The 18,702-nt window shown below is 51.9% G+C and carries 16 protein-coding genes; all 16 read right to left on the bottom strand.

Annotated features, from left to right (window positions below; genetic code table 11):
- Positions 1 to 47: 47 nt before the first annotated feature.
- Entirely contained in the window at positions 48 to 947 is a 900-nt protein-coding gene (gene rfbD / locus QUF14_RS12825) for a dTDP-4-dehydrorhamnose reductase (RefSeq protein ID WP_001023640.1), read from the bottom strand.
- Positions 947 to 2,032 carry a dTDP-glucose 4,6-dehydratase gene (rfbB, locus tag QUF14_RS12830; protein WP_000699449.1) on the bottom strand — a complete coding sequence of 362 codons (1,086 nt, stop codon included), beginning with the start codon at positions 2,030 to 2,032 and terminating at the stop codon, positions 947 to 949. Before rfbB ends, rfbD begins: the two co-directional genes overlap by 1 nt.
- A 371-nt stretch (positions 2,033 to 2,403) precedes the next feature.
- Complete coding sequence (galF, locus tag QUF14_RS12835) at positions 2,404 to 3,297, bottom strand: UTP--glucose-1-phosphate uridylyltransferase GalF (RefSeq protein WP_000183032.1); 894 nt, start codon at positions 3,295 to 3,297, stop codon at positions 2,404 to 2,406.
- Positions 3,298 to 3,471: 174 nt separating this feature from the next.
- Positions 3,472 to 4,866, bottom strand: coding sequence for a colanic acid biosynthesis protein WcaM (wcaM, locus tag QUF14_RS12840; protein ID WP_001116070.1), 1,395 nt, complete (start codon positions 4,864 to 4,866; stop codon positions 3,472 to 3,474).
- Positions 4,867 to 4,876: 10 nt separating this feature from the next.
- Positions 4,877 to 6,097 (bottom strand): colanic acid biosynthesis glycosyltransferase WcaL, encoded by a 1,221-nt coding sequence (wcaL, locus tag QUF14_RS12845; RefSeq protein WP_000862695.1) that lies wholly within the window; start codon positions 6,095 to 6,097, stop codon positions 4,877 to 4,879.
- Positions 6,094 to 7,374: a colanic acid biosynthesis pyruvyl transferase WcaK gene (gene wcaK / locus QUF14_RS12850; RefSeq protein ID WP_000770813.1), complete on the bottom strand. Its 1,281-nt coding sequence runs from the start codon at positions 7,372 to 7,374 to the stop codon at positions 6,094 to 6,096. Before wcaK ends, wcaL begins: the two co-directional genes overlap by 4 nt.
- Positions 7,375 to 7,733: 359 nt before the next feature.
- The gene (gene wzxC / locus QUF14_RS12855; protein ID WP_000058474.1) at positions 7,734 to 9,212 is read right to left on the bottom strand and encodes a colanic acid undecaprenyl disphosphate flippase WzxC; all 1,479 of its coding nucleotides are present in this window, start codon (positions 9,210 to 9,212) and stop codon (positions 7,734 to 7,736) included.
- A 1-nt stretch (position 9,213) separates the two neighbouring features.
- Positions 9,214 to 10,608, bottom strand: coding sequence for an undecaprenyl-phosphate glucose phosphotransferase (wcaJ, locus tag QUF14_RS12860; RefSeq protein WP_000183149.1), 1,395 nt, complete (start codon positions 10,606 to 10,608; stop codon positions 9,214 to 9,216).
- A 54-nt stretch (positions 10,609 to 10,662) separates the two neighbouring features.
- Positions 10,663 to 12,033 (bottom strand): colanic acid biosynthesis phosphomannomutase CpsG, encoded by a 1,371-nt coding sequence (gene cpsG / locus QUF14_RS12865; protein WP_100733647.1) that lies wholly within the window; start codon positions 12,031 to 12,033, stop codon positions 10,663 to 10,665.
- 101 nt (positions 12,034 to 12,134) lie between these two features.
- Complete coding sequence (gene cpsB, locus QUF14_RS12870) at positions 12,135 to 13,571, bottom strand: mannose-1-phosphate guanyltransferase (protein WP_000083413.1); 1,437 nt, start codon at positions 13,569 to 13,571, stop codon at positions 12,135 to 12,137.
- A gap of 2 nt (positions 13,572 to 13,573) precedes the next feature.
- On the bottom strand, positions 13,574 to 14,797 hold the full coding sequence (gene wcaI / locus QUF14_RS12875) for a colanic acid biosynthesis fucosyltransferase WcaI (RefSeq protein ID WP_000699748.1): 1,224 nt from the start codon (positions 14,795 to 14,797) through the stop codon (positions 13,574 to 13,576).
- Positions 14,794 to 15,273 carry a GDP-mannose mannosyl hydrolase gene (gmm, locus tag QUF14_RS12880; protein WP_024212049.1) on the bottom strand — a complete coding sequence of 160 codons (480 nt, stop codon included), beginning with the start codon at positions 15,271 to 15,273 and terminating at the stop codon, positions 14,794 to 14,796. Before gmm ends, wcaI begins: the two co-directional genes overlap by 4 nt.
- Positions 15,274 to 15,275: 2 nt before the next feature.
- Positions 15,276 to 16,241, bottom strand: coding sequence for a GDP-L-fucose synthase (gene fcl, locus QUF14_RS12885; RefSeq protein ID WP_000043586.1), 966 nt, complete (start codon positions 16,239 to 16,241; stop codon positions 15,276 to 15,278).
- 2 nt (positions 16,242 to 16,243) lie between these two features.
- Positions 16,244 to 17,365 carry a GDP-mannose 4,6-dehydratase gene (gene gmd / locus QUF14_RS12890; RefSeq protein WP_000048185.1) on the bottom strand — a complete coding sequence of 374 codons (1,122 nt, stop codon included), beginning with the start codon at positions 17,363 to 17,365 and terminating at the stop codon, positions 16,244 to 16,246.
- A gap of 26 nt (positions 17,366 to 17,391) precedes the next feature.
- Positions 17,392 to 17,940, bottom strand: a complete 549-nt coding sequence (gene wcaF, locus QUF14_RS12895; protein WP_001153577.1) for a colanic acid biosynthesis acetyltransferase WcaF — start codon at positions 17,938 to 17,940, stop codon at positions 17,392 to 17,394.
- A 15-nt stretch (positions 17,941 to 17,955) separates the two neighbouring features.
- Entirely contained in the window at positions 17,956 to 18,702 is a 747-nt protein-coding gene (wcaE, locus tag QUF14_RS12900) for a colanic acid biosynthesis glycosyltransferase WcaE (protein WP_000927040.1), read from the bottom strand.

Here is an 18,702-nt window from a genome sequence, read left to right on the forward strand (position 1 = left end):
CTTTTAATTCATCTTGTTCCACCATCACGAACAAGATGCAAAAACTATTAAATTGCTGTAGTCGTAAATAATTCGTTGAGCATGCGTTTCACGCCAACCTGCCAGTCAGGCAAGACAAGCGCAAAGTTCTGCTGAAATTTTTCTGTATTAAGGCGAGAGTTATGTGGACGACGAGCTGGTGTAGGATAGGCTGTTGTTGGTACCGCATTGAGTTTGTTGAGTGCGAGGGGAATGCCTGCTTTGCGCGCCTCTTCAAAAACCAGCGCAGCATAATCGTGCCAGGTTGTGGTACCACTGGCTACCAAATGGTACAAGCCTGCGACTTCTGGTTTATTCAGTGCGACACGAATGGCATGTGCTGTACAATCAGCCAGCAGCTCAGCACCTGTTGGCGCACCAAACTGATCGTTAATAACGGCCAATTCTTCACGCTCTTTTGCCAGACGTAACATCGTTTTGGCGAAGTTATTTCCTTTACCTGCATAGACCCAGCTGGTCCGGAAAATAAGGTGCTTCACACAATGCTCTTGTAATGCTTTTTCTCCGGCTAACTTGGTTTCACCGTAAACATTTAGCGGTGCGGTTGCATCCGCCTCCTGCCATGGTATTTCACCGGTTCCCGGAAATACGTAGTCAGTAGAGTAGTGAATAACCCAGGAGCCGACTTCATTGGCTGCTTTCGCAATCGCTTCGACACTTGTCGCGTTAAGTAATTGTGCAAACTCCGGTTCTGATTCTGCTTTGTCAACTGCGGTGTGAGCGGCTGCGTTGACAATAATATCAGGCCGAATGCTTCTTACGGTTTCAGCTACACCTTCAGGATTACTAAAATCACCACAATAATCAGTGGAGTGAACATCAAGAGCAATCAAATTACCCAGAGGTGCCAGAGCACGCTGTAGTTCCCAACCTACCTGCCCTGTTTTGCCGAATAGGAGGATATTCATTACTGGCGTCCCTCATAGTTTTGTTCAATCCACGATTGATAGGCGCCACTTTTCACATTATCAACCCATTTTGTATTGGACAGGTACCATTCTACTGTCTTCCGAATCCCGCTCTCAAACGTTTCCTGTGGTTTCCAACCCAATTCGCGACTAATCTTCTCAGCATCAATCGCATAACGGCGATCGTGTCCTGGGCGATCAGCAACATAAGTAATTTGCTCACGATAAGATTTCTCTTTCGGGACTATCTCATCCAACAAATCACAAATAGTCAGCACAACATCGATGTTTTTCTTTTCGTTGTGTCCGCCAATGTTATAGGTTTCACCCGCTTTACCTTCAGTAACTACGGTATATAGCGCACGAGCATGATCCTCTACATACAACCAGTCGCGAATTTGATCTCCTTTGCCATAAATAGGTAATGCCTTACCTTCCAGTGCATTAAGAATAACCAGTGGAATAAGCTTTTCCGGGAAATGATAAGGGCCATAGTTGTTCGAGCAATTAGTCACGATTGTCGGTAAACCATAAGTACGTTTCCATGCGCGAACCAAATGATCGCTTGACGCTTTAGAAGCAGAATATGGACTACTTGGCGCGTATGCTGTCGTTTCCGTAAATAACGGCAATGTTTCATTGCTATTTACTTCATCCGGATGGGGTAAGTCACCATACACTTCATCAGTAGAAATATGATGAAAGCGAAAGTTTTTTTTCTTTTCATCATCCAGACCAGACCAATAATTGCGCGCTGCTTCTAAAAGTACGTAAGTACCTACAATATTAGTTTCAATGAATGCCGCCGGACCAGTTATTGAGCGGTCAACGTGGCTCTCAGCCGCCAGGTGCATTACCGCATCTGGCTGGTGTTGTGAAAAAATACGAGCCATCGCTGCGGCATCACAGATATCTGCATGCTCAAATGAATAACGTTCAGAATCAGAAATTTCAGCGAGCGATTCCAGATTTCCGGCGTAGGTTAATTTATCGACATTAACAACACTATCTTGCGTATTATTTATTATGTGACGAACAACAGCAGAACCAATAAATCCTGCGCCACCAGTAACAAGTATCTTCACTTTTTTATTCCATATAGCCAGAGAGCATGCTGTGAAATAGACTGCTCCAGATTTGATTAATAGAGGTATTAATGCACGCTACCGCCCCTGGCTTTACAGCTACCAGAGTACTGCATGCATGCCTACGATGTGACGAGCGTTACCCACTCGCGCTAAACCCGAAAAATTCAAACGCTAATTGTCTTACCAATCCGCTCTGGAAACAAGGAAAATCCTGGAAAACTTTGACTAAAATCCTATTGCTAACTCGTTGTTATTCTGATTGTTTATATAAAACAACGGCAGGAATATTCGCAACAAATTACTTTCGCCACGAATCTTCACTGCCGTTATAATTTTCTTATCAACCGTTACATCCGGTCAGATTTTCATTATTCGCTTAACAGCTTCTCAATCCCTTTACGGAACTTCGCCCCTTCTTTGAGGTTGCGTAGTCCATACTTCACAAATGCCTGCATATAACCCATTTTTTTACCGCAGTCGTAACTGTCCCCAGTCATCAGCATGGCATCAACGGACTGTTTTTTCGCCAGCTCGGCAATAGCATCAGTCAGCTGAATACGTCCCCATGCACCAGGCTGAGTACGTTCCAGTTCCGGCCAAATATCGGCAGAAAGCACATAGCGACCAACGGCCATGATGTCTGAGTCCAGCGTCTGCGGCTGATCCGGTTTTTCGATAAATTCGACGATGCGGCTGACTTTACCTTCACGATCCAGTGGTTCTTTGGTCTGAATGACGGAGTATTCAGAGAGATCGCCCGGCATACGTTTTGCCAGCACTTGGCTGCGGCCCGTTTCGTTGAAGCGCGCAATCATGGCAGCAAGGTTGTAGCGCAGCGGGTCGGCGCTGGCGTCGTCAATCACAACGTCTGGCAGTACCACGACAAATGGATTGTCACCAATGGCGGGTCGTGCACATAAAATGGAGTGGCCTAAACCTAAAGGTTCGCCCTGACGCACGTTCATAATGGTCACGCCCGGCGGACAGATGGACTGTACTTCCGCCAGCAGCTGACGCTTCACGCGCAGTTCAAGGAGAGATTCTAATTCATAAGAGGTGTCGAAGTGGTTTTCGACCGCGTTTTTGGACGCGTGAGTTACCAGGAGGATTTCTTTGATCCCTGCAGCCACAATCTCGTCAACAATGTACTGAATCATTGGCTTGTCGACGATCGGTAGCATCTCTTTGGGAATCGCCTTAGTGGCAGGCAACATATGCATCCCTAGACCCGCTACAGGAATAACTGCTTTTAAATTCGTCATTATTTCATCCACCTGTAAAATGGTTGCTGAATTATAGCTTGTTCGATTTTTTTCGCCAGCATCAATTACCCTGAATTGATTACTGAATTACTTGTGATGTTACGCCGCTTCGTTGTGGATTGCAGTAGCATTGTTCCTAAGTATGGCTCCATTTTTCCAGGAATGGTCGCAAATCTACTCCCTCCGTTCCGGCAATCTAAAGTTAATCTTTTCCACATTAACAATATGGTGATTAATCCTGTCGATATCGACGGAGCTTTGTCCTTTTTCATTCACCGCATGAACATTTGCAAGAGACAGCAGTGTTTCTTTTTTCGCCATAAAGACGCCACGAACGTCTTTGCGCATGTCGAAGTTCATGCTCAATGCGGGTCCAACAGAGGATTCCTGCATAACCTTGATATTGCGCATAAAAAGGTGTTGCGGCTTGTTATGCAGCTCCAATGACGCACGCTTCATCTCAATGTTAGTCAGTGCCACAAAGGAGACGGCATTCCCGGCTGAGATTTGGATGCCGCGCAATTTGTAAGCAAGATGGGTGTTATCCAGTTGAATATTATTCACTCGGAAATTTTGCGGTATCGAGAGATATTTGCCTTTAATTACCCCATAGCCGATTAACATCCCGGCGCTATTAATCATTTCAATATTATCAATCACGAAATTGTCACAACCGTAAATAGCAACTGTCGCGTTATCAATGCCTGCTTTCTTACTGAAATCCGGCGTGATATTACGGGCTTTGATATTACGAATAACAAAATGTTTACCATTTTCAACATGGATCAACTGCCGACAATCCGATCCCGTGATATTTGCCACGACAAAGTTTTTCACTGCCTGGTCTTCCGGGTAGTTGTTATCGTAAGTACTCCCCGCAAGGCCTATGCCAATGCCCCAGTTGATTTTGCCATTAGTACAGTTGATGCGCTCGATGACATGGTCGGAGATCAAAATATCACGGTCGTTAATCGCCACGTTCCATTCAATGGCGTCGCCCTGTAAATCACTAAATTTACAGTTGGTGATGTTGGCACCGATTATCTGGTTATGAAATCCCTGGCGTAAGATGGCGTAATTAGCGTGGCTGACAGTGAGGTTATCGATGGTCAGGTTGCGCATGACCCGTTTGTTTTTGCCGCCGATATAAATCTGCGTTACCGGACCAAAGCCGCTCATCGCCAGCCCTTTGATGGTGCAGTCAGAACCACGCACATCCAGGGTGATGTTATGCATACTGCCGCCCTCCTCCCCTGTCACCTGGCTGCCGTCCTGTAAGACAAACCGCCCTCTGCCGCTGCCGCGCAGGCTTCCAAGAATGTGTAACGTTTTGCCAGGAGGAATGAAGATGCCGGTGTTGATATTGTCACAAACGAATCCAGCAGGCACGACGACCGTTTGCCCTTCGCCGAAGGCTTGTTTAAATGAGGCGATCCAGTCGTGTGGGTTGTAGTCGTTAATGTTAACGCTTTGTCGGGCGGGAAGTGCGCGAGCGAAAGGGGTATGGAGGAAGGCAAGCACCGAGCTTGCCGTCAGAAAGGTACGTCGGGAGAGTTTTTTAAATGGCATGCGTTCTCCTCTATAAAGCCTGCAACAAGCTGGCGAGTTCTCGGTTAATCACCTGCTGGTTAAAATCGTGTTCGACTTTTTCGCGCGCACGTTTGACAACCGTAGTAAGTTCGTCGGTGTCCAGCTGGCTAAACGCCACCAGTCGCTGCGCCAGTGCGCGAGCATCGTTCTCAGGCACCAGCCAGCCGGATTTATCGGCCTCCACCAGTTCCGGAATTCCGCTATGCAGAGTAGAAACCACCGGAATACCGACCGCCATTGCTTCCATTAGCGCCACCGGAATACCTTCCATATCACCGTCAGCACCCGTTACCGAAGGCAACAGGAAAACATCCGCGTCGTCGAGCATCGCTTTCACTTCATGGCTCGGTTTAAAGCCCGGCATCTCCACCACATCTTCCAGTTGATATTGTTCGATGAGGGTGCGCAGGCGTCGTTCCCACGGGCCAATGCCGAGGATGCGATAGCGAAATGCCACGCCCTGCTCTTTCAACTGCCGGCAGGCTTCGATCGCCACATGCAGGCCTTTTTTCTCGGTTAAGCGTGCGACGGAAATGATTTCCAGCGGCGTTGCAGGCGCTTTCACCGGACGCGGGCTAAAGCGCGTCATGTCCACGCCCATGCGCGATACGGCGATTTTTTCCCTCGGGCAGCCCATTTTTTGCAGCCTTCCGGCCCACAGATCGCTTATCGGTAGCATCAGGTCGCCACGGCGAAACAGTTGTTGATATTCGGGAGTGTAGTGGTTGAGTACTTCCCGACTGGAGATATCAATACCGTGGAAGATAGTGGCAATTTTGCCACGAATGACACCCAGTTCGCGGAGTTTTGCTGCGGTTACCCCCGCAGGGCCAAAATGAGCGATAAAGACATCGGCATAAAATGGTGTTGCGACCTGGCCGCAAATGGCAGACAAAATCAGGTTCCGCGACTCGGCACCATAGCGTTTGAGGTTGAGCGCCTGCCAGGTATTTTTACGATGAATGCCGCGTAAGGTCTGGCTGGCGCGGTGGCGCAATTTCGCCACTTTGCCTTGTGGTTCGTCCTGTAACCAACGAGTTCTGTCGGCAAGGTTATATTTCGTCCATGCCGCGTGGGTGTTTTGCGTATCGCCTTTTTGCAGTGCGACAATCTCCACCTCAAAGCCCATATCAATAAACGCAGTGATTTGGTTGAGAACGAAGGTTTCCGACGACAGCGGAAATTTCAGTAAAAAGAAGCCGACCTTCATTTCACCTCCCCGATGCGCTCAAGCACAGATTGCACCATCTGCATTCCTGCCTGGCGTTCGCGACTGACGGCTTCGTTAAGTCGCGCGTTCAGCGCCGGAAGTTGGCCTAAGGTATCCGCAACCATCGCTTGCAGGCTGCCGTCTAATAAATGACGGATATCAATCGCCATCTCAGGTAGCCCAAGCTGCTGCATAATCCCGGCGGATTTGTGTTCGTAGTTGATGGCAATTGCCGGAGTGGAGAAATTCATCGAGATAATGGCAGAGTGCAGACGCGTACCAACGGTGAGTTCACAGGCACCCAGAATTTTGCCCATTTCCAGATCGTTGAGTTCATCCATCACTACGTGGTAACGGGCAGGATCGCTGATGTGCTGGCGCAGATTGAGCGCCACCATGCGGTCGTCTTTGTTATAGCTGTCGATACCCGTACAGGTGGAGAGCGCAATCACCTGATACCCTTCATCGAGAATGCGATTGACCACCCCGGCAAAGGCTTTTTCATACGCTTGTTGAGTGGTGCCGAGACGTTTGTCGAACGGTGCCAGTTCGCGCAGGGTAATGGCCACCGTTTTCTGCTGTGCGGCTACGTCCAGCCAGTGTTGAACAGCATAGCTGGCGGTGAAGTCTTCGGTGTGGTGATCGACCAGCCACGCGGTATCGACGCCATGTTCAACTTTTGCGGTAGTGATATTGCTGCGTTTCATTAGATCCAGGCTGACCGATTCGCGCAGGATCAACGCGTCGCAGTGCCCGAATACGTAGTTTGCCAGTTGGTTAAATTGCTCATCCTGGAACGGGCCGACGCTGTGACCAATCATAAACAGCGGCTTTTTCGCCATAAACGTGCAAAGCGCATGTTCAAACTGCGGCACGCCGTAGAGATCGACAAAAAACGATCCGCCGACCTGGATAATGGCATCGTAACCTGACAGCAGGCGCACAAAGTCAGTGAATCCCTGGGCAATGGCGATATTACGCAGCTTGCCGGTGTCGGTGACGCGTGAGAGCAATACCTGGTGCTGGTAGCGGCGACGGAGGACTTTTTTTACGCGCCCGACAACGCCCGCCGCGCTGTTGTGTTGTTTCATTTGCAGGAACAGCGGATCGCCCATTACCGGACGGTTGAGCAGCCAGGAAGAACTGACCGGATAGCGGCTCATTACGTCCACTTCGGCGTGTGGATTGAGGATGTTGATGGCATCAAGTAAGCCGCGCAAGATGGCGCTGTCGCCGCGATTGCCGCAAGTGTGGTTGCCCAGAATCAGTAATTTCATTTTTTCCTCATAAATTTGATGCCAGGTGAGGCTGTGTTTGTTGTGTTCGTTGCCGCTTTTTGCCTGGCGCGTCTTATCAGGCCTACAAGGTCCGAGCACAGAACCGTAGGACGGATAAGGCGTTCACGCCGCATCCGGCATTCAGTGCCTGATGCGACGCTGGCGCGTCTTATCAGGCCTACAAGTCCCGAGCACAGAACCGTAGGTCGGATAAGGCGTTTATTCAGCATCCGGCATTCAGTGCCTGATGCGACGCTGACGCGTCTTATCAGACCTACAAGACCCGAGCACAGAGCCGTAGGCCGGATAAGGCGTTCACGCCGCATCCGGCAACTATTGCCGGAACCGAAAACAACCATTCACCCGGCCCGTAAAAGCATTTTCATTTTTTCGCTGCGACAAAACTGACGCTTCACTTCCACCACCAGCGGATGGCGCGACAACATAATCATCACCACAAACGCCAGCACGCCTGTGGCTATTTGCACCGCCAGCAGCATCCCCAGCGCCAGTTGCCCTTTCAGCACAATGCCCAGCGCATAACTAACCACCAGCGTCGGCAGCGAGAGATAAAACGGCAGCCATAAACTCAGGATGTACTGGCGATAACTGGAACCGAGCACCGGTTTAATCATCACGAAATAACTCAGAATGGTGTTGATAATCTGCACCAGCAGGAAACCAAGCGTGACGCCGATTGCACCCGCCATCTGCCCACCAATAACAATCGCCGGAATAAACAGAAAGGTTTTGAATACGTTGAATTTAAAGCTGATATCCACCCGCGCTTTCGCCATCAGCAGCGAGCCAATCGGGTTACCCACTGAGCGCAGTAGCCCCACAATACACAGCAATTGCAGCACCGGAATTATGCTGTTCCACTTCTCACCAAAGACCAGCGGTACAAAGTTATTCGACACCACCATCAGCCCCAGCAGCGCCGGAAAATTGATAATCCCCACCACCGACAGCAGCTTGTAGAAGTTAACGCGCAGCTTTTCGGTGTCGTCCTGAATTTTGGCAAACGCCGGAAACAACACGCGGGTGATGATCGGGTTCAGTTTCATCGGCGGCACAACGGCCACGTTGTACGCCAGGTTGTATCCCCCTGCCACGCCCGCGCCGAGAATACGCGCCAGCACCAGCGTTGAAAGGTTGGTATTGAGATAGTTGATGATGCTGTCCGCCGTCAGCCAGGCACCAAAGCGTAAGTTCGGTGCCACCGACGCCAGCGAGAAATGCAGACCGGGGCGATAAATTTTGCGTCCAAAGTAGCCAAACAGCAGCGTTCTTACCGCACTATTGACCAGATAACCGAGGATCGCGGTCATCGCCAGCGGCCAGAAATGGGCGCTAACCACCGTAAAAGTGAAGCCCGCCAGCACCGCGCTGGTTTCGATCATGCCGATTTTGTTGAACTCCAGCTCCTTTTGCATCAACGCGCGAAACTGTTGCCCGTGGGGGATCACCACAAACGCCAGCGACAATGTTTTCATCAACGGCGCCAGATCCGGGTTATTCAGCACGTCACCAATGGCATCACTCAACAAAAACACCGCCACGCACACCACAAGCCCCAGCCCGACGTTCAGCCAGTACAGCGTAGTGAGTTCAAGGTGGCTGATTTCTTTTCGCTGAATAATCGAGTTAGCGATACCGAAGTCAGAAAGCGTGTCTGCCAGCGCGATAATCACCAGCGAAACGGTAAGCAAACCGAACTGGTGGTTGTCGATAATCCGCGCCAGCACGGTCATCTGCACTAGCCCGAGGCCGATGATGATCACCGTAGCAATCGCCGACCACTTCGCGCCGCTGATGGTTTTTTCACGTAAGCTCATATCAATATGCCGCTTTGTTAACGAATCCTTTGAATACCGTCAGGAAAACGATTTTGATATCAAACCAGACGCTCCATTCGCGGATGTACTCTAGGTCGAACTCGACGCGTTTTTCCATTTTCTCCAGCGTGTCGGTTTCGCCGCGCCAGCCGTTAATCTGCGCCCAACCGGTAATGCCCGGTTTCACCTTATGGCGCAGCATGTAGCCTTCAATGAGCTGGCGATATTGTTCGTTATGCGCCACCGCGTGCGGACGTGGCCCCACAATCGACATCCCCCCGGTCAGCACATTGATAAACTGCGGCAATTCATCCAGCGAGGTGCGGCGCAGAAAATTCCCCACTTTGGTGACGCGCGGATCGTTCTGCGTCGCCTGAGTCACCACTTTGTCGTTCTCCATCACTTTCATGGAACGGAACTTCCACACTTTGATCGGTTTGCCATCCATGCCGTAGCGAGTCTGGCGGAAAATAACCGGCCCTGGTGAACTGAGTTTCACCGCCAGCGCAATACAACACAGCACCGGGGAGATCAACAGCAAGATCAGCGTTGCCAGCACAATGTCTTCCGCACGTTTTATCAGGCGGTTAACCCCGGAAAGCGGCGTGTCGTACAGCGGCACCACCGGAACGCCGTTCATCTCTTCGAGGCGTGAATGGAGAATGTTGAAGGTAAAGACGTCGGGGATCAGCAGCACCGAACAGGTGGTGTCCGCCAGTTGATGGACCAGTTTTTTCACTCGTGCGCCGTCGCACATTTGCATCGCGATATAGACGTTGTGAATCTTGCCCGCTTTTGCATCCTCGACCAGCTGTTGCAGATTGCCCGCCCAGTCGTTAGAAACGCCGCCCGGTTTTGGGTCGTGGTAAACGCCCACCACTTCAAACCCTAACCACGGCTGATTACGGAAGCTCTCCATCAGCATTTGCCCGGCAGCTAAATCCCCCGCCACGGCAACCATACGCTTGTTATAGCCATGATTACGCAACCAGCCCGCACCAATGCGAATACACGAACGACACGCCACCAACCCGATACTGGTCAGCCCATACCACGCCAGCCAGATTTTCAGTTGCGTGTCGAAATCATTGTTGAACGCCACCAGTCCGGCGCTAAAAATCACGCTTAAGGTCCAGTTTTGCAGCAGCAGGGCAAATTCTGTCGTTGCCCGAACACCTCGCCATGAGCGATAAAAATCGGTGATGCCGCCCAACATCTGGAACACCACCAGCGTAATCAGCGCCACCAACAGGTGCATGTAGAGGAATGACAGTCCGCTGACTTCGCAAACCAGCCATAGCCCGGCAAACATGATGGTGATATCTGAAAAGCGTTGCACCATAGAGATTAACGATGCATTGGTTTTCGCTCGCTCGCGCTTTTTTAGATTTGTCATCGTTGTTCCTGTTATTAGCCCCTTACCCGCAGTAGGGTAAGGGAAGATCCGACATTACTCGTTCAGCAACGTCAGCAGAGTTCGCGTTCGCGCTTCCATCAGTGGCACATCGCCGCGCGATTCCACATTCAGGCGTACCACCGGTTCGGTGTTGGAGGAGCGCAGGTTAAAGCGCCAGTCAGCAAAGGTCATGCTGATGCCATCGGTGCGATCCACCGCCAGCGCCTCGCGGCTAAAATGCTGTTCGACGCGGTTAATCGCCTCAACGGGGTGCGCCAGTTTGCTGTTGATCTCACCGCTTGCCGGGAATGCCGCCATGCGGTCGCGCACCTGTTCGCCCAGCGTTTTTCTTTTCAGGCACACCAGTTCGGCGACCAGCAGCCACGGGATCATGCCGCTGTCGCAGTAAGCGAAATCACGGAAGTAATGGTGGGCGCTCATTTCGCCACCATAGATGGCGTCTTCCTTGCGCATACGTTCTTTAATAAAGGCGTGTCCGGTTTTCGACATCACCGGCGTTCCACCTGCGGCAGTCACCACATCAACGGTGTTCCAGGAGAGACGCGGATCGTGGATGACCTTCGCGCCGGGATTTTTTTCGAGGAACGCTTCTGCCAGCAGGCCGACAATGTAGTAGCCCTCGATAAACTGTCCTTTTTCGTCAAACAGGAAACAGCGGTCAAAATCGCCATCAAAAGCAATACCCATATCCGCGCCGTGTTTAATGACCGCATTGCGGGTATCGTCGCGGCATTCCGGCAGCAGCGGGTTAGGAATACCGTTGGGGAAATTGCCGTCCGGCGTGTTGTGCACTTTGATCAATTCCACGGGTGCGCCGAGGGCTTTAAAGCGGGCTTCGATGGCGTCCACCACCGGACCCGCCGCACCGTTCCCGGAGTTGATCACCAGCTTGAGCGGCGTAAGGTTTTTGACGTTGATATAACCGAACAGATGATCAACGTAAGCGTCACGCAGATTGATTTGCTGATAGCGACCGCGTTTGGTTTCATCGACGGGAGGAAAATCGTTGGCTTCTGCCAGACACTGGACGTCGCGCAGTCCGGTATCACCGCTGATCGGGCGAGCCCCTTCGCGCACCAGTTTCATGCCGTTGTAATCCATCGGGTTATGGCTGGCGGTAACTTCGATGCCGCCATCCACGCCGAGATGGAACGTGGCGAAATAGATCTCTTCGGTGCCGGACATGCCGATATCCAGCACGTCGACGCCCGCATCCTGTAACCCTTTCGCCAGCGCCAGTTTTAAGGTTTCGCTGGTAAGACGGACATCACCGCCTAAAACAATGGTTTTCGGTTTGAGAAATTCGCCATAGGCACGCCCAATACGCCAGGCGATATCTTCATTCAGTTCTTCGCCTAATTTTCCGCGAATATCATAGGCTTTAAAGCAGGTTAATTTTTTCATATCGTTACCCTTTTTCAGGCAATAGTTGGCCCTGACCGAAACGGCCAATTTTGTTTTTGTCGTTATTTACCGGAGATTTATTCCGGTTGATTATTCAACAACTACACCCGTCCGTAGCGATCCGCGAAGCGCACCACATCATCCTCTTCGAGATAAGAGCCGGAGCGCACTTCAATTAAATCGAGGGGAATTTTCCCCGGGTTTTCCAGGCAGTGCTTCGCCCCCAGCGGAATATAAATGGACTCGTTTTCACCAAGCAGTTTGATATCACCGTCAATGGTGACTTTTGCCGTTCCCGCGACCACTACCCAGTGTTCCGCGCGGTGATGGTGCATCTGTACCGACAAGCCCTCGCCCGGTTTCACGGTGATGCGTTTCACCTGGTAGCGGTCGCCCGCGTCGATAGAGTCATATTTGCCCCACGGGCGATACACTTCGCGATGCACCCGATGCTCATGGCGACCATCGGCTTTGATCTGCTCGACCACTTTTTTCACATCCTGCACCGCGTTACGGTCGGCAATCAGCACCGCGTCTTTGGTCTGCACCACTACCAGATCTTTCACCCCGACGGTGGTGACCAGGCCAGATTCGGCATACACGTAGCTGTTTTCGGTTTTGTGATTAATCACATCGCCGTGGCAAACATTGCCTTCCGCGGTGTGGGCGCTGATCTCCCATAAAGAGGACCAGGAACCGACATCGCTCCACCCCGCATCCATCGGCACCACAACGGCATCTGCCGTACGTTCCATGACCGCGTAATCCACCGACTCTTCCGGGCAGGCGAGAAACGCTTCTTCATCCACGCGAATAAAATCGAGATCCGGATCGACGGCGCTCATCGCTTTTTCGCAGGCGTCGAGAATATCCGGGCGATATTTTTTCAGTTCTTCGAGATAACGTCCGGCGCGGAACAGGAACATGCCGCTGTTCCAGTAATATTCGCCGCTTGCCACATAGGCCTGAGCGGTTTCCAGATTCGGTTTTTCGACAAACTGCGCCACTTCAAAGGCCACCGTATCCTGCTCACCCGCCGACACTTCACCGCGACGAATATAGCCATATCCGGTTTCAGGTAGATCCGGCACAATGCCGAAGGTGACCAGCTTGCCCGCTTCGGCATACGGCATGGCATTACGCACGGCGGCGCGGAACGCGTCTTCGTCGGCAATCACATGATCTGCCGCCAGGACCAACATTAACGGATCGCTGTCCGGACTATGACGTTTTGCCGCCAGCGCCGCCAACGCAATGGCAGGCGCAGTGTTACGCCCTGCCGGTTCGAGAATAATGTTCTCGGTGAGTTTGTTCAGTTGACGCAGCTGTTCCGCGACAATAAAGCGGTGCTGCTCATTGCAAATCACCACCGGGCTTTCGCACTCCACGCCGTTCAGGCGGCAGATGGTGGTTTGCAGCATGGTAAGATCGCCTTTCAGGCATAAAAACTGCTTGGGATAAAGTACGCGGGAAAGCGGCCATAAGCGGCTACCGGAGCCACCTGCCATCACAACTGGATAGAGTTTCGACTGCGACATAATTATCCCCGAATATCATGTATAAATTGACGTAACACGTTCTCTTTATCGAGCGTGCGTTCGGCATATTCACGTGCCACCGTGTTGTGTTTGGGCAGCAGGAGCGCCTGACGAATCCCCTCCACCAGCGCCTCGACCGATTCCGGTTCTACGCAAACCGCAATTCCCGGAAAGGTTTCGCAAAGCTGCCCCAGTTCTGTGTGGGCTTCTGCGGTAATTACTGCGTTACCGCCTACCGCCAGAATATTGGTCAGTTTTGACGGCAATACGGCATCTGCCGCGCCGCGTTTTTGCACCACCAGATGGCAATCGCCCATCTTCAGCAGTGCAGGCAAGGCGTCATACGATTGCAGCGGGAAAAATTGCATATTGCGCAGTCCGCGCTGCTGCGCCATTTTTTCCAGCCGCGCTTTGCCGCCGCCCTGCCCGACAATGGCAAAAATCAGCGGTTCATCGCGCAGGCGATCGGCAGCTTCAATAACGTTTTCTAGCCCCTGCTTTTCACCAATATTGCCGGAGTAAAGAATGATTTTTTTGTTATCCGGCAGGCCAAGTTGGTTACGAAGGGCAGCAACATCGGCGTCTGCGACATGCTGAAAACGGGCGATTTCCGACCAGTTGGGGAAGAAAATGACGTTTTCCGCCGCCACACCTTTTTCGACAGCTTTATTCATCATCGAACGCGAAATCGTGGAGACGTTATCGACGTTATGCAGTCCGCTACGTTCGAAGGCTGTCGCCAGCTGTGCCACTTTGCCGCCTTTACCTTTTCCAGCAAGGCCCAGCCCCAGCATGGCATCCACTTCGTAATCCTGAATATGCAGCACGGTACGCGCACCAGAGAGTTTCGCCAGCAGGCGCATTCCCGGCGTGCAAAACAGCGTTGGCACTACGCCGATAATGCGATCCGGCTTCCAGCGACGTTGCGCCATCAACGGGAAAAAACTGCTGACGGCAAAACTGCCGAGATGCAACAGGCGTTTCAGGGTGCTCGGCTGTTTTGGCACGTACAGTGGGCAGCGCCACACCGTGGCGGCCCCCTCTTCTCGTTTGTAGCGCCAGGCGGAATAGTTCTCGCCCACCTGCCACTGCGGGTAGTAAGGCGGTGCGGTAATGACCCGCACCTCATGACCTTGTGCCGCCAGCCATTCCACCATCTCGCCGGTGTATTTGCCGATGCCGGTTAACTCCGGCGAGTAGTTAATGCCGTAGACCAGTATTTTCATAATCCGGGTACTCCGGCACGCTTCTCAGCGAGAAAATAGGCGCGGCTGTTAGCGTGAACATCGTCACTGGCCAGCAGCGCGTCCGGCGTCAGCCAGCGGTAATCGTCGTGCTGCTCATCCGGCAGTAACAGCTCTTCTTCCGCTACTCTGATGCGAAAACCGAGCACCACATAGTGCGTGGTGAAGTCCGTGCCGGAGAAGTTATCGTCATAAAAGTGCTGCCAGACGCCGTAAAACTGGCCTGCTGTTATCGGCAGACGCAGCCCCAGTTCCGCCATCGTCAGCCGCTCAAATGCGGCTTCCAGCGTTTCGTCTTTCTGCACGCGCCCTCCCGGCACAAACCAGTAACCCTGCGCCGGGCGGTTGGTTCTTTTGCCAAGCAGAAACTCGCCGCGACTGTTCTCGACAATAAAGTCGAGAGAGACAAGCGGTGTGGAGCGCACTACCGTGGCAAAGTCTTCCTGACGTAAAAACATCATTACCCCCGAAAGCGGTCTTGATTCTCAAGGAACCACTGGTAAGTGCTGGCAAGCCCCGCTTCCAGTGAGATTTCGTGATACCAGCCAAGCTGATGCAGGCGCGTCACATCCAGCAGTTTGCGCGGCGTACCATCCGGTTTACTGGCATCAAAAACCACCCGACCTTTGTAACCCACCACTTTGGCGATGGTTTGCGCCAGCTCGCGGATAGTGCAGTCAACGCCCGTGCCGACGTTAATGTGCGACAGCATCGGCTGGGTGTTCTCCTGCCAGACTTCGTGCGCCAGCTCCATCACATGAATGCTCGCCGCTGCCATATCATCAACGTGCAGAAATTCGCGCATCGGCGTACCGCTGCCCCACACCACAACGTCCGGCGCATTCTGTGCCGTCGCCTCATAGAAGCGACGCAGCAATGCTGGGATCACATGCGAGTTATTCGGATGGAAGTTGTCGTGCGGCCCGTACAGGTTGGTCGGCATGACAGAGCGGTAATCGCATCCGTACTGGCGGTTGTAAGATTCGCACAGTTTGATCCCGGCGATTTTGGCAATGGCGTAAGGCTCGTTGGTCGGCTCCAGCGTGCCCTGTAACAGCTCGCTTTCTGCCATCGGCTGTTTTGCCAGTTTTGGGTAGATGCAGGACGATCCGAGAAACAGCAGTTTGTTGACGTCGTTCTGATGCGCGGCGTGAATGATGTTGCTCTCAATCATCATATTCTGGTAGATGAAATCCGCCGGATACGTGTTGTTGGCGACAATCCCGCCCACTTTCGCCGCCGCCAGATAGACCTGGTCAATGCGCTCGCTGGCAAAGAAATCATGCACCGCGCGGCTGTCCAGCAGGTTCAGTTCGTCGCGGGTGCGTAATACCAGTTCCACATCACCGCGCTGTTCGAGCTGTCGCTTGATGGCAGAACCGACCATCCCGCGATGGCCAGCGATAAAAATACGTTGTTTACTCATACTTATGACTCCAGCGCGATCGCCACGTCGTAGCCGTGAGATTTCAGCAGAGAGTGTTTTTTCGCCGCTTCGAGGTCATTAGCCACCATTTCAGATACCATCTCTCTGAGGGTGATTTCCGGTTTCCAGCCCAGCTTTTCGTGCGCTTTGGTCGGGTCGCCGAGCAGCGTTTCTACTTCAGCAGGACGGAAGTAACGCGGGTCAACGGCGATAATCACATCGCCCGGTTTAACGCCCGGCGCGTCATGCCCGGTGACGGAAAACACAATGCCCTTCTCTTCAACGCCCGTGCCTTCAAAGCGCAGTTTGATGCCCAGCTGTGCTGCCGCCATTTCCACGAACTGACGCACGGAGTACTGAACGCCGGTGGCAATAACGAAATCTTCTGGCTGTTCCTGTTGCAGCATCATCCACTGCATTTTTACGTAGTCTTTGGCGTGGCCCCAGTCACGCAGGGAATCCATATTGCCGAGGTACAGACACGACTCCAGCCCTTGAGCGATATTGGCGATTGCGCGGGTGATTTTGCGGGTCACGAAGGTTTCGCCGCGGCGCGGGGATTCATGGTTGAAGAGAATGCCGTTACAGGCGTACATGCCGTAGGATTCGCGGTAGTTAACGGTGATCCAGTAGGCATACAGTTTGGCGACCGCATACGGAGATCGCGGGTAGAACGGCGTGGTTTCTTTCTGCGGAATTTCCTGCACCAGACCGTACAGTTCAGAAGTGGAAGCCTGATAGAAACGGGTTTTCTTTTCCAGACCAAGGAAGCGGATCGCCTCCAGCAGACGCAGTGTGCCCATCGCATCAACGTCTGCGGTATATTCCGGTGACTCAAAAGAAACCGCAACGTGGCTCATTGCGCCCAGGTTGTACACTTCATCCGGCTGCACTTCACGCAAAATGCGTGTCAGGTTGGAGGTATCACTCAGGTCGCCATAATGCAGATGGAATTTCGGGTTGCAGGTGTGCGGATCCTGATAAATGTGATCCACGCGCTCGGTGTTGAATGACGATGCACGACGCTTAATACCATGCACCTCGTAACCTTTTTCCAGCAGAAACTCTGCCAGGTAAGAACCGTCTTGTCCGGTTACACCGGTGATGAGAGCGACTTTTGACATGTCTTATTCCTCTGTATTTTTTGAATTTATTCAGTTTCAACGCGTTCGCGTATCACCACTGCGGGATTCCCCCGGCAAACTCTATTTGCCGGAAGCGATTTAAAAACACTGCTTCGCGCACCCACGACAGTGCCGTCGCCGATCGTGACGCCAGGAGCAACAAAAACATCGGTTGCCAGCCAGCATTTCTCGCCAATCACAATGGGCGTGGCGTTTATGGTGAAATGTCGACTTGCATGGTCGTGGCTCCCGGTGCATAAATAACTTTTTTGCGATATCACCGAATGTGCGCCAATGGTTATTTCACCGAGGGTATATAAATTGACGTCATCGCCGACCCACGCGTAATCACCTAAGGTTAATTTCCACGGATAGGTAATTTTTACTGACGGACGAATAACTACGTTTTTTCCTATTTTTGCGCCGAATAAACGTAATAAAAATGCCCGCCAGCGATACAATACTTGTGGCGACCAGGCAAATAATGTTGCCTGTACTGCCCACCACAATTGCACTTTAATAGCGTTGCCGCCCCGGAACCCTTTCGGCACCGAGAAACCGCTTAAATCTTGCATTGGTATTCCTTATATTCAGACTTTGTTATATAAGGCTTTAGTCTTACCCGTCGTGCGCTGGCGTAAATGCCAGGATAATTCAGCCCAGAAGCCAGGCACATGTAATATTTGCCGTTGGACTTTTTTGGCGTCCGCGCACAATTCCATATTATTGGTGGTAGATATCCCACCCATAGAAAATTCAGACACCAGGCCATTGAGTTTTTTAAATGCATAACCGGCTTTATACATTTTGGCCGCCAGCGCATAATCGGATGAAACTTTATATTCCAGATCATAACGCCATTTTTTCAAGCCGGAGACCGGGAAAAATATCGCCTGATGACTGGCGGGCAGGCTGTGATAAATATACCAGCCAGGTTTAGCGCTACGCTTAATTTTATGCCCGTCGCCAAAATCCAGCAGCGCATCGCCGGTGATCATCACGTTATCTTTTTGCATTTTTAACTTACGGACAAAATTTGCGGCATCCTGATGAAAAATATCGCCCGAGTTGAGAAACAGCGCAAACTTGCCTTGTGCCATCGCAATGCCTTTGTTCATGGCGTCGTAGATACCGTTATCTGGCTCGCTGACAAAGCGTAGGTTATAGATACCATTGAGATTTTCCAGGTACTCACGGGTGCCGTCATTGGAACCGCCATCGACAACAATCCATTCGAAGCTGATATCGTCCGCCTGTGCCAGATGCGCCAGCGAGGCATGTGTTTTGACTATCCCTTCGAGGTTACGAAACGCGACAGTGATTATGCTAAGCAACAT

Origin of the sequence: Escherichia sp. HH091_1A (genome assembly GCF_030295175.1) — a bacterium.
In the GTDB taxonomy this organism is placed as follows: Bacteria; Pseudomonadota; Gammaproteobacteria; order Enterobacterales; family Enterobacteriaceae; genus Escherichia; species Escherichia coli_F.

What these genes read in the sequence shown, in the direction of transcription:
- wcaM (WP_001116070.1), bottom strand. Translation starts at nt 4,866, where the DNA reads ATGCCATTTAAAAAACTCTCCCGACGTACCTTTCTGACGGCAAGCTCG.
- fcl (WP_000043586.1), bottom strand. Translation starts at nt 16,241, where the DNA reads ATGAGTAAACAACGTATTTTTATCGCTGGCCATCGCGGGATGGTCGGT.
- wcaE (WP_000927040.1), bottom strand. Translation starts at nt 18,702, where the DNA reads ATGTTGCTTAGCATAATCACTGTCGCGTTTCGTAACCTCGAAGGGATA.
- rfbD (WP_001023640.1), bottom strand. Translation starts at nt 947, where the DNA reads ATGAATATCCTCCTATTCGGCAAAACAGGGCAGGTAGGTTGGGAACTA.
- cpsG (WP_100733647.1), bottom strand. Translation starts at nt 12,033, where the DNA reads ATGAAAAAATTAACCTGCTTTAAAGCCTATGATATTCGCGGAAAATTA.
- cpsB (WP_000083413.1), bottom strand. Translation starts at nt 13,571, where the DNA reads ATGTCGCAGTCGAAACTCTATCCAGTTGTGATGGCAGGTGGCTCCGGT.
- gmm (WP_024212049.1), bottom strand. Translation starts at nt 15,273, where the DNA reads ATGTTTTTACGTCAGGAAGACTTTGCCACGGTAGTGCGCTCCACACCG.
- wcaF (WP_001153577.1), bottom strand. Translation starts at nt 17,940, where the DNA reads ATGCAAGATTTAAGCGGTTTCTCGGTGCCGAAAGGGTTCCGGGGCGGC.
- wcaJ (WP_000183149.1), bottom strand. Translation starts at nt 10,608, where the DNA reads ATGACAAATCTAAAAAAGCGCGAGCGAGCGAAAACCAATGCATCGTTA.
- wcaI (WP_000699748.1), bottom strand. Translation starts at nt 14,797, where the DNA reads ATGAAAATACTGGTCTACGGCATTAACTACTCGCCGGAGTTAACCGGC.
- wzxC (WP_000058474.1), bottom strand. Translation starts at nt 9,212, where the DNA reads ATGAGCTTACGTGAAAAAACCATCAGCGGCGCGAAGTGGTCGGCGATT.
- galF (WP_000183032.1), bottom strand. Translation starts at nt 3,297, where the DNA reads ATGACGAATTTAAAAGCAGTTATTCCTGTAGCGGGTCTAGGGATGCAT.
- gmd (WP_000048185.1), bottom strand. Translation starts at nt 17,365, where the DNA reads ATGTCAAAAGTCGCTCTCATCACCGGTGTAACCGGACAAGACGGTTCT.
- wcaL (WP_000862695.1), bottom strand. Translation starts at nt 6,097, where the DNA reads ATGAAGGTCGGCTTCTTTTTACTGAAATTTCCGCTGTCGTCGGAAACC.
- wcaK (WP_000770813.1), bottom strand. Translation starts at nt 7,374, where the DNA reads ATGAAATTACTGATTCTGGGCAACCACACTTGCGGCAATCGCGGCGAC.